Origin of the sequence: Henriciella sp., from assembly GCF_049649345.1 — a bacterium.
Classification (GTDB): domain Bacteria; phylum Pseudomonadota; class Alphaproteobacteria; order Caulobacterales; family Hyphomonadaceae; genus Henriciella.
Genome location: NZ_JBARZC010000332.1, coordinates 18,853 through 28,646 on the forward strand (window position 1 = coordinate 18,853; position 9,794 = coordinate 28,646).

Sequence of the window (9,794 nt, forward strand, 5' to 3'; positions counted from 1 at the left end):
TCAATCCTTGCTGTGGCGGCGATGGAAAACGGAAACGCTCTCGTCAGCAGCCGGTTGATAGAACGCTGAAAACTCCTTCAGCGCCTCTACTACACTAGGTAGTTCGGCACGCTCGGTCTCGAAAGCATCGAACCCTGAACGGTTCATATAGAGAATCTGATCTCTCAGGACGTGGCCAACCGCGCGAAGCTCGCCTTTATAGCCAAATCGGCGGCGCAGAAGCTGCGCCTGCGAGTAGCCGCGCCCGTCTGTATATTTAGGGAAACTGACCTCGATCAGGGCGAGACGGTCGATGAATTCTTCCAGCTCATCGGGATCATCGGCAGGATCAAGCCGAACGCCAATCTCGGTGTTGCGTGCCATCAGCAATTCCGTCTCGCTGCGAAAGCGGGCGAGGGATACCGTGATACATCCGCCCGGCGACAAGGGCGCATCATCCGGGACAAAGGCCCAGATATCGTCGACCTCCCGGCCGTCCTTAATCAGTGGCATAGATACTATCCTTGAACGGCTCCATGCCTTCGCGTTCGAAGGTCTCGATGAAGTGCTCGTCCTTGCTTGTCCTGAGTTCGCGGTAGCGCTCAACGATGCGTTTCAGGGCCGCGGGCACCTCGTCAGCCTTGAGGCCCGGCCCGGCGATATCGCCGATCCGCGCCTTCTCGTCGGCGCGGCCGCCCAATGTGATCTGGTAGTATTCCTCACCTTTCCGGTCGACGCCGAGAATACCGACATGGCCGACATGGTGGTGGCCGCAGGCATTGATGCAGCCGGAAATATTGATGTGGAACTTGCCGATGTCTTCCTGGTCATCGGGATCGGAAAACGCTTCCTGGATCGCCATGCCGACCGGGATGGAGCGCGCATTGGCAAGGTTGCAATAGTCGAGCCCGGGGCAAACGATCATGTCCGAGATCAGCCCTTCATTCGGTGTTGCGAGGCCTGCGGCCTTCAGCTCTTCATAGACCTTTGGCAGGTCGTCCAGCGCGACATGAGGCAGGACAAGGTTCTGCGCATGGGTCACGCGGATATCGTCATGGCCATAGGTCTCTGCGAGGTCCGCGACGACCATCATCTGCGCGTCGGTCGCATCGCCCGTGGCCACGCCATTGGGCTTCAGGCTGACCGTGACCGTCGTATAGCCGTCGACTTTGTGGGGATGCAGATTGGTCCGGCTCCAACGGGCAAAGGCCGGGTCGTTGGCTTTCAGGTCTTCGAATGCCTTTGATGTCTCGGTGGCATCAGCGAGGGCAGGCGGGGCGAAATAGGCATGGATGCGCTCGATCTCTGCCTGTGGCAGGTCGATCTTTTCAGCGTCGCGCTGGGCGGCGAACTCATCCTCGACCAGCTTCCGGAAGTCTTCCTCGCCGGTTTCCGAAACGAGGATCTTGATCCGCGCCTTGTACTTGTTATCGCGCCGGCCAAAGCGGTTGTAGACGCGCATGATGGCTTCGAGATAGTCGAGCAATTGGCCCTCAGGCACAAAGTCGGACACCTTCGCAGCGATATGCGGTGTGCGCCCCTGTCCGCCGCCAACCCAGACTTCGAAACCGACCTCATCGCCGCGCTGGCGCATATGCAGGCCAATATCGTGCACCTTGATCGCGGCGCGGTCATGCTCGGCGGCCGTGACAGCGATCTTGAACTTGCGCGGCAGGAAGGCGAATTCCGGATGGAAGGTCGACCACTGGCGGATAATCTCGCACCAGGGGCGCGGATCCATGATCTCGTCTTTCGTGGCGCCGGCATAGTGATCGCTGGTGACGTTCCGGATACAGTTGCCGGAGGTCTGGATGGCATGCATCTCAACTTCGGCAAGCTCTGCCAGAACGTCTGGGATATCCTTCAGCGCGACCCAGTTGAACTGGATGTTCTGGCGCGTCGTGAAGTGGCCATAACCGCGGTCATAATCGCGTGCGACCTTGGCCAGCTTGCGCATCTGGCGCGGTGAAAGCTGGCCATAGGGAATAGCGATCCGCAGCATATAGGCGTGCAGCTGAAGATAGACGCCGTTCTGCAGACGCAGCGGCTTGAATTCGTCTTCCTTCAGTTCGCCAGACAGACGGCGGGCCACCTGTCCGCGGAACTGTTCGACCCGATCGCGCACAATCTGCGCGTCGAATTCATCATACCTGTACATCAGTCACCTCGTGGAGATGGGGAAGGCCAAGCTCGCGCTCGCAGCGCGCAATCCAGGCATGGACGGCCGGAAACTCGGACACATCGAAGCCGCCTTCGTGGGCAAGGCGGGTGTAGGCAAGAAGCGAGATATCGGCGAGCGTCATCGCTTCGCCGCCGGCAATCCAGTCATTGCCGAGAAGAGCCAGCTCCATGCGCCCAAGCGCCCGGCGGCCCTTGGCCATGAGATGTGGATCGATCTCGTCGTCGGATTTCTTTTCATAATGCTTCTGGAAACGGCGCACAGCGATCGCCGTCTCGTGGGAGTACTGCTCCCAGAACTGCCATTCGAGCACCTTGGCGCGCTCGAACGCCGCGTCCGGGATCAGATCGCTTCCATCGGCCAAAAAGGCGATGATTGCGTTTGATTGGGCAAGTGTCTTGCCGTTCTCGAACTCCACAACCGGCACCTGGCCGAACGGGTTGATGGCGAGAAACTCGTCGGTTCGCGTCTCGCCTTTGATGATGTCGATTTCGACCCATTCATGCTCGATGCCGAGGCGCTCGGCCACCCATTTCACTTTCAGGCAGTTTCCTGAAATGCTGTCGCCATAGATGCGGATCATTGCGAGGACCTTTGAAATTCGGGATGGACGGTTGGGCCATTGGCGCGGATGGTTTCGCGAAGCGTTTCGCGCCCATCGATCGCACCGTCTTCGGCGACCTGCATGAAATAGGGATCTGTCACGATGCCTTCCTGGCCTTCGGCCGCGGCAAGCCGGGCTTCTGCTTCGTCGCCCGTAAAGACGCCGATGCGTGCTGGATCGTCGGACCAGCTGCCATCCTCGGCCATCCAGACGACCCGTCCGGTCGCCGTTTCCCATGCGGTCACGCCCTTGGGCTGGTCGGGCTTCAGTTTCGGGCGAACAGAGGTCATGCCAGCGCCTCCTCTATGATGGGGGTTTGAGCGTCTGCAGGAAGGCTTGCTACCTGCCCGATGATCAGGAGAGCAGGGCCTTTGATTCCGCGCTGGTCGATCAGCTGCGCGAGATCGGCGATCTTGCCGAAGGCGCGTTTTTCATTGGAGCGCGTCCCGTTTTCGATAACCGCGACAGGTGTTTCGCCGGAAAGTCCAGCGTCGCGCAGCTTGTCTGATATGATCCCGGCTGTGCCGACGCCCATGAAGACGACGACGGTCTGGTACGGTTTGGCAAGGCCAGGCCAGTCGAGATCAGGCACGCCGCCTTTCTTGGCATGCCCGGTTACGAAGGTCACAGATTGCGCATGGTCGCGGTGCGTCAGCGGCAGCTTGGCGCTCGCTGCGCAGCCGAGAGCCGAAGAGATACCCGGAACGACGTCCGCTTCAATCCCGGCCTCGCGCAGAGCGTCGACTTCCTCGCCGCCACGCCCGAAGATAAACGGATCGCCGCCCTTGAGGCGCACAACGCGGTTGCCTTCGCGGGCAGCCGCAATCATCAGCTCGTGAATGCCGTCCTGCGGGACGAGATGCTCGCCCTTGGACTTGCCAACCGGCACGCGTTCGGCGTCGCGGCGAACCATGTCCATGATTTCTGGCGAGACGAGCCTGTCATGGAAAACGACATCCGCTTGCTGGATGAGGCGGAAAGCCTTTAGGGTCAGCAATTCCGGATCGCCCGGCCCGGCACCCACAATGTGGACGGGGCCAAGGCTGTCGTGGGTGAGACTGCCGGCAAATTGCTCCAGCGTGTCGCCCAAGAGCTTTTCCGCCAGCGCATCATTGCCGGCATAGACCGCCTCGGCGACAGGACCGCGGAGCGCCTTTTCCCAGAAATGACGGCGGGTTGTCTCATCGCCGAGCGCCGCTTTCACAGCCGGGCGCCAGCGCTGGGCAAGGGCGGCCAGATCGCCAATCCGTTCGGGCAGCAGCGTCTCGAGCTTGGCGCGAATATCCTTGGCCAGCACAGGCGCCGCGCCGCCTGTGGCCACGGCCGCAACGATATCGCCGCGGTCGAGCAGGCTCGGCACGGTAAAATCGCAGAGATGCTTGCGGTCGACCGCGTTGACCGGCACGCCGTGCGCATGGGCGCGATCGACAGCGGCTTCGGCCTCCTTGTCATCGTCCAGCGCGATGATGGCGAACCGCGCGCCGAATAGAGCGGCCTCGGCCTGCGCCGAGCCGAACACTTCTAGCTGGCTTTCAAAATCCCTGGCCCATTCGGGCGCAGTGTCTGTCACCAGCCGGATGGTTGCGTTGGTTTTCGCGACGAGCCGTGCCTTGCGCTCGGCGTTTATGCCATCGCCAACGATGACGACATGGGCATCATCCATGAGGAAGAAGGCTGGAAACTGGCGCATGGGAGGGTTCGCTTCTCGCGGTAATAAGGGGTCAGGCCCGGAAAATGGGGCTTGTGGCCCCGTCTCAGCAAGCGTAGACCCCTGATCCGATTGTTTAGATAAACTATGCGAGGCCACTGCTAGAACAAGACCATGGCCGATAGCAATGACCGTCTTCCTCCTCTGAACGCGCTGCGCGCCTTTGAAGCCGCAGCGCGCCGGCTCTCTTTCAGCAAGGCAGCCGAAGAGCTGAATGTTACGCCAGGCGCGATCTCGCAGCACATCCGACAGCTCGAGGAATATGCAGGCACGCCGCTTTTCAAGCGTACCGGCCGCAGCGTGCTGCTCACAGATGCTGCCCAGGCGAGCCTGCCACTCGTCCGCGAAGCGTTCGCCAAGATCGCCGAGTCTGGCCGCATCATGCAACAACCTGCGCGCAAGGGCAGGGTGATGGTGTCCTGCGCGCCGTCCTTTGCCGCTAAATGGCTCGCACCGCGTCTCGACCGGTTTCACATCTCCAATCCCGGCATCGAAGCATGGATTTCAGCCGACATGACGATCACCGACTTTACAGTCGCCGATGCCGATTTCGCGATCCGCTATGGCCGGGGCAATTATGACGGGCTTAAATCAGAAAAACTGATGGACGAGACCGTGCTTCCCGTCTGTTCGCCGCGCCTGCTTGAAGGGTCTGACGCGATCAGGAAGCCCGCAGATCTTGCAAGACACGCCCTGATCCATGACAAGAGCACCGAGCAGGATCCCTCCTGTCCGGACTGGACGAGTTGGCTCGCCGCCCGCGGGGTTGGCGACCAGGTTGACGGCCAGAGAGGCCCCCGTTTCAATCAGTCGTCTCTCGCTATCGAAGCGGCCGCATCGGGACGGGGCGTCGTTCTCGCCAAGCGGGCGATCGCGTCCTCTGACATGGCGGCAGGCCGTCTGGTCGCACCTTTCGCTGATGGCTCGACGAGCATCGATTTCGGCTACTGGCTTGTCTGGCCGAAAGGGCGTCACCAGACAGAGGATGTGCGCGCCTTCATCAAATGGGTGAAGGCCGAAGCGGCCGCCGGTGAAATTCACGGCGTCTGAGCCCAACGCAAACAATACATCGGGATGCGGCAGCATTTCTGCTCAGTAACCTCCTGTTAAGAGCAAATCGGGGACACCTAGTCCCAAGGGTTGAACAGGGCTGGGCAGATGCTGTTTCTGCTGGATAATCAGATCGTCGATGTCGATATACCGGAGATGCGCCTGGAGCGGCGCTGGCGCCGGATCGGCTGCGGCCGGCCGCACGCCTTCAGAGCCAATGATGTCGTGAACTTCGTCCATGCGCGCCTCGAACAGGCGCGCTTTTTTGTAGGACAGATGGAGTATCAGGAAGCGTGCGACCTTGCCTCGCTGATCATTTCGCGCACGGGGGCAAACTCCTTCATCCTGCAGCGCACGGCCGGTGGCGCGATAGAGCCGGCGCTGAAGATCATTCCGCAGCTTGTCATGGAAGCCTACGCCGTTGGCGCTGCAAATGATGAGGGCGCAGCCCCTTACAATCAGGCCGCGCCCCGCATCGCCTTCAATTAGGCCAGCCCCGCTCTAGCCAGCGGAGCCTGGAATGGCAATCTGTGCCGGCGCGCCCGGCCCAAGATCGAGGCCTAGGAATAGCCAGATCATCATCAGGGCGACCCCCGAAATCAACATCCAGATGGAATACGGGATCATCATCGCCGTCAGGCTGCCGAGGCCGAAATTTTTCTGCCAGCGCTGGGCGAAGACCAGGATCAGCGGGAAGTAGACCATCAGCGGCGTGATGATATTCGTGGCCCCGTCACCCACGCGATAGGCCGCCGTCGCCCCGTCCGGGCTGATCCCGACAAGCATGAGCATGGGCACGAGCACCGGCGCCAGCAGCGCCCATTTCGCACTCGCCGAGCCGACGAACAGGTTGAGTGCGGCGGAGAAGAGGACGATCAGGCCGAGCACGAGAGGCAGCGGCAAGCCGCTATTCTGGATCGCATCGGCGCCGTGTACGGCTGTGATCAGGCCGAGATTGGACCAGCCGAACATCGCCACGAAATGTGCAGCGGCGAAAGCAAGGACGAGATAATAGGCCATGTCCTTCATGCCGCTCGCCATCATCTCGACGAGGTCGCGGTGGTTCTTGATCGTGCCTGCGGCCGCGCCATAGGCCCAGCCGGCGGCGAGGAAGAGGATGAGGAAGGCGGCGACCAGAGACCGGAAAAGCGGGCCTGCCTGCACATACCAGGCGGCGCCTGCATTCTCCGGTCCGTCTGCCAGCAAGGGCGTACCCGGCCCGATCGTCATGAAGACCCAGAGGGCGGCGACGCCGAGGATGGCGAGACCCGCGCGGCCAAGGCCTTTTTTCTGGCCTTCCGTCAGCGGCTTGTCCTCATCGGTATAGGTCTGCATGTCGCTCTCGGCGTCCGGCGACCATTTGCCGAGGCGCGGCTCGATCACCTTGTCGGTGACGAACCAGATGACAGGCAGGTAGATGAAAAGAAGCACGGCGATAAAGTACCAGTTGCCGGCGAAATTGACGGTCCAACCGGCGTCGATACTGCTCGCCTCATACGCGCTCTCGGTAATCCCGAAGAGCAGGGCATCGAGCTGGCCCGGGGTGAAGTTGGCCGAAAAGCCGCCCGAAACGCCGGCAAAAGCCGCCGCGATACCGGCCAGCGGATGGCGTCCTGCCGAGGCAAAGATAATCGCCGCCAGCGGGATCATCACGACATAGCCAGCATCAGCAGCATGGTTCGACAGCATGGCGATCAGCGCGACGAGCGGCGTCAGCATCGCCTTTGGCGCGCCGCGCACAGCCGCCCGGATCGCGCTGCCGAACAGGCCAGAGCGCTCAGCCACACCGGCGCCCAGCATCACGACGAGCACATAGCCGAGCGGATGGAAGTGCGTGAAGGTCGCCGGCATCTCGACCCAGAGCCGCTGGATATTCTCCGGCGAGAACAGGCTGACCGCCTCTTCCAGCTGTGGCGAGCCGTCAGGCTCTGTCAGGCTTGGGTGAAAGGCCGATACGCCCAGCCAGGCGCAAAGCTGCGAAATGATCATCAACGCGATGATCAGGTAGAAGAAGATAAAAACCGGGTCGGGCAGCTTGTTGCCCGTCTTTTCGACCCAGCCGAGAAACCCCTTCTGCTCGCTGGCCACGCTCTGGTCAGACATGTTTTAGCCCCTCTAAAATTTGTGTTGAGCGAACCCTAGCCGCGCACGCCTCAGAAAAGCAATCCAGTGCGCCGCTTTCCAACAGCTGAGAGATCGTTTAGCGACGGGCCCGAAGACATCATCTGAAGACTGATACTCCCAATGCCTATTTCGCTTGCTGAAGAAGCCGCCCGCCGGCGCACCTTCGCCATCATTTCGCACCCCGACGCCGGCAAGACGACGCTGACCGAAAACCTGCTTCTAGCTGGCGGCGCAATTCGTCTGGCCGGCCAGGTCGCGGCGCGTGGTGAGCGCCGGCGCACAAGTTCTGACTGGATGAAGATCGAGCGCGACCGGGGCATCTCTGTGTCGGCTTCGGTCATGACGTTCGAGCATGATGATCTCATGTTCAACCTTCTCGATACGCCGGGCCACGAAGACTTCTCCGAAGACACCTATCGCACACTGACCGCCGCGGACTCCGCCGTCATGGTGCTCGACGCCGCCAAGGGCATTGAGCCGCAGACGCTGAAACTCTTCGAAGTCTGCCGGATGCGAGACATCCCGATCATCACCTTCATCAACAAGATGGACCGGGAGGCGCTCGATCCGCTGGAACTGCTCGACGAGATTCAGGACAAGCTGCAGCTCGACACCTCGCCGCTCTACTGGCCGGCCGCCTCGGGCCAGCGTTTCTCTGGCATGAAAGATCTGCGCAAGGGTGACTTCGTCTCCTATCTGAAAAAGACCGCCGACAAGAGCATCGAGCCTGGCCCGAGCACCCGTATCGGCATGCAGGAAGCGCGCGGCACACTCGACACGATGGTCATGGACGAGCTTGAAGAGGGCGCCGAACTCGCCTCTGAAGCGCTGCCGGACTTTGATGAGCAAGCCTTTCGGGAAGGCCACATGACGCCGGTCGTCTTCGGCTCGGCGCTGCGTCATTTCGGCGTCAATGAGCTGCTCTCGACGCTGGCCGAATTTGCGCCAGCGCCGCGCCCCCAGACCGCTGAGAAGAAGGGTGACAAGATCACGGTCGAGCGCTCAGACAAGGCGGTGGCCGGTTTTGTATTCAAGATCCAGGCGAACATGGACCCGAACCACCGCGACCGCGTCGCCTTCCTGAGGCTCTGCTCGGGGGAGTTCAAGCGCGGCATGCGGCTGAAAACGACCGAGAACAAGCAGCTCAATATCCATAATCCGTTGATGTTCCTCGCCCAAGACCGCGAAATCGCGGAGACCGCCTATGCTGGCGACGTGATCGGCGTGCCGAACCATGGTCAGTTGCGTGTCGGAGATTCTCTGTCCGAGAACGGCGACATCAAATTCAAGGGCATTCCGAACTTTGCGCCCGAAATCCTTCGCCGCGCGCGCCCGAAGGACCCGATGAAGTCGAAACATTTGCGCAAGGCCCTTGAAAGCCTTGCCGAAGAGGGCGTGACACAGCTGTTCACCCCGGCGCTCGGCTCGGACATGATTGTCGGCGCGGTCGGCTCGCTGCAGATCGATGTGATGGCAGAACGCGTCGCGGCCGAATACAATCTCGAAGTCGTCTTCGAACAGGCCACTTATAATGTCGCGCGCTGGATCGCTTCGGATGATCCGGACAAGCTCGAAGCGTTCATGGAAAAGAACCGCGGCACCGTCGGGACAGACCTTGATGGCGCGCCGGTCTACCTCGCCAAGAATGCCTGGGACGTCGGCTATGCCCAGGAAAAGAACCCGGACCTCAAATTCACCGCGACCAAGGAAAGAATGGTATAGGTCGAGCTGGCGTTCAGCGGGGATTCAGCCACGCTGGACAAGGCTCGCCTGTCAGGTGAACATGTCGCCTTAACCAAGGCATCGACGATCTTGAGGGGAAGTAGCTATGATCAGGTTTCTATCCGTGCTGTTCATACTCGCCGGCATCGGCTTCGTCGGCTGGGGGACGTTCCGCTATCTCGACGCTCAGCAGGCGGGCGAGCGCGCGACGGCGATGTATGAAGAAACGGACGCCATAGCAGACAGCGGTCCATCATCGCCCAGCGCGTCAGCAGACTACGGCACCAGCAGCGCCTATTCGGCTTCGGACGAGGATACGTTTTCGACCGCAAGCACGCGCAGTAGCAGTTCGATGATGAGCCGGCTGCGCACCGTGCCGATCGCGCACGAGACCCCGAGGTCCGCCCGTTTCAATCGCAGTTTCGAGG

The 9,794-nt window shown here is 61.1% G+C and carries 10 protein-coding genes; 4 read left to right on the forward strand and 6 right to left on the reverse strand.

Annotated features, from left to right (window positions below; all coding sequences use genetic code 11):
• Genes WA989_RS09010 through cysG form a run of 5 tightly spaced genes read right to left on the reverse strand, consistent with a single transcriptional unit; the run spans nucleotide 1 to nucleotide 4,452 of the window.
• Nucleotides 1-492, reverse strand: a complete 492-nt coding sequence (locus WA989_RS09010; RefSeq protein ID WP_424340169.1) for a DUF934 domain-containing protein — start codon at nucleotides 490-492, stop codon at nucleotides 1-3.
• Nucleotides 479-2,137, reverse strand: a complete 1,659-nt coding sequence (locus tag WA989_RS09015; protein ID WP_424340170.1) for a nitrite/sulfite reductase — start codon at nucleotides 2,135-2,137, stop codon at nucleotides 479-481. The genes WA989_RS09010 and WA989_RS09015 overlap by 14 nt, the downstream gene beginning before the upstream one ends.
• On the reverse strand, nucleotides 2,124-2,741 hold the full coding sequence (locus WA989_RS09020) for a glutathione S-transferase family protein (RefSeq protein WP_424340171.1): 618 nt from the start codon (nucleotides 2,739-2,741) through the stop codon (nucleotides 2,124-2,126). The genes WA989_RS09015 and WA989_RS09020 overlap by 14 nt, the downstream gene beginning before the upstream one ends.
• Nucleotides 2,738-3,052 carry a DUF2849 domain-containing protein gene (locus tag WA989_RS09025; RefSeq protein WP_424340172.1) on the reverse strand — a complete coding sequence of 105 codons (315 nt, stop codon included), beginning with the start codon at nucleotides 3,050-3,052 and terminating at the stop codon, nucleotides 2,738-2,740. Before WA989_RS09025 ends, WA989_RS09020 begins: the two co-directional genes overlap by 4 nt.
• Nucleotides 3,049-4,452 (reverse strand): siroheme synthase CysG, encoded by a 1,404-nt coding sequence (gene cysG, locus WA989_RS09030; protein ID WP_424340173.1) that lies wholly within the window; start codon nucleotides 4,450-4,452, stop codon nucleotides 3,049-3,051. The genes WA989_RS09025 and cysG overlap by 4 nt, the downstream gene beginning before the upstream one ends.
• A gap of 132 nt (nucleotides 4,453-4,584) precedes the next feature.
• On the opposite strand from cysG, the gene gcvA reads away from it, so the two are divergent.
• Entirely contained in the window at nucleotides 4,585-5,520 is a 936-nt protein-coding gene (gcvA, locus tag WA989_RS09035) for a transcriptional regulator GcvA (RefSeq protein ID WP_424340174.1), read from the forward strand.
• A gap of 108 nt (nucleotides 5,521-5,628) precedes the next feature.
• A complete protein-coding gene (locus WA989_RS09040) occupies nucleotides 5,629-6,009 on the forward strand; it encodes a hypothetical protein (RefSeq protein ID WP_424340175.1) in 381 nt (126 codons plus the stop codon).
• Between the two features lie 12 nt (nucleotides 6,010-6,021).
• On the opposite strand, the gene WA989_RS09045 is transcribed toward WA989_RS09040, so the two are convergent.
• A complete protein-coding gene (locus WA989_RS09045; protein ID WP_424340176.1) occupies nucleotides 6,022-7,623 on the reverse strand; it encodes an AbgT family transporter in 1,602 nt (533 codons plus the stop codon).
• A 141-nt stretch (nucleotides 7,624-7,764) separates the two neighbouring features.
• Between WA989_RS09045 and WA989_RS09050 the strand changes: the two genes are divergently transcribed.
• Together WA989_RS09050 and WA989_RS09055 are read left to right on the forward strand one after the other, a co-directional pair.
• Nucleotides 7,765-9,366: a peptide chain release factor 3 gene (locus WA989_RS09050; RefSeq protein WP_424340177.1), complete on the forward strand. Its 1,602-nt coding sequence runs from the start codon at nucleotides 7,765-7,767 to the stop codon at nucleotides 9,364-9,366.
• 106 nt (nucleotides 9,367-9,472) lie between these two features.
• Nucleotides 9,473-9,794 (forward strand): hypothetical protein (locus WA989_RS09055; RefSeq protein ID WP_424340178.1); only part of this gene is annotated, 322 nt, incomplete at its 3' end.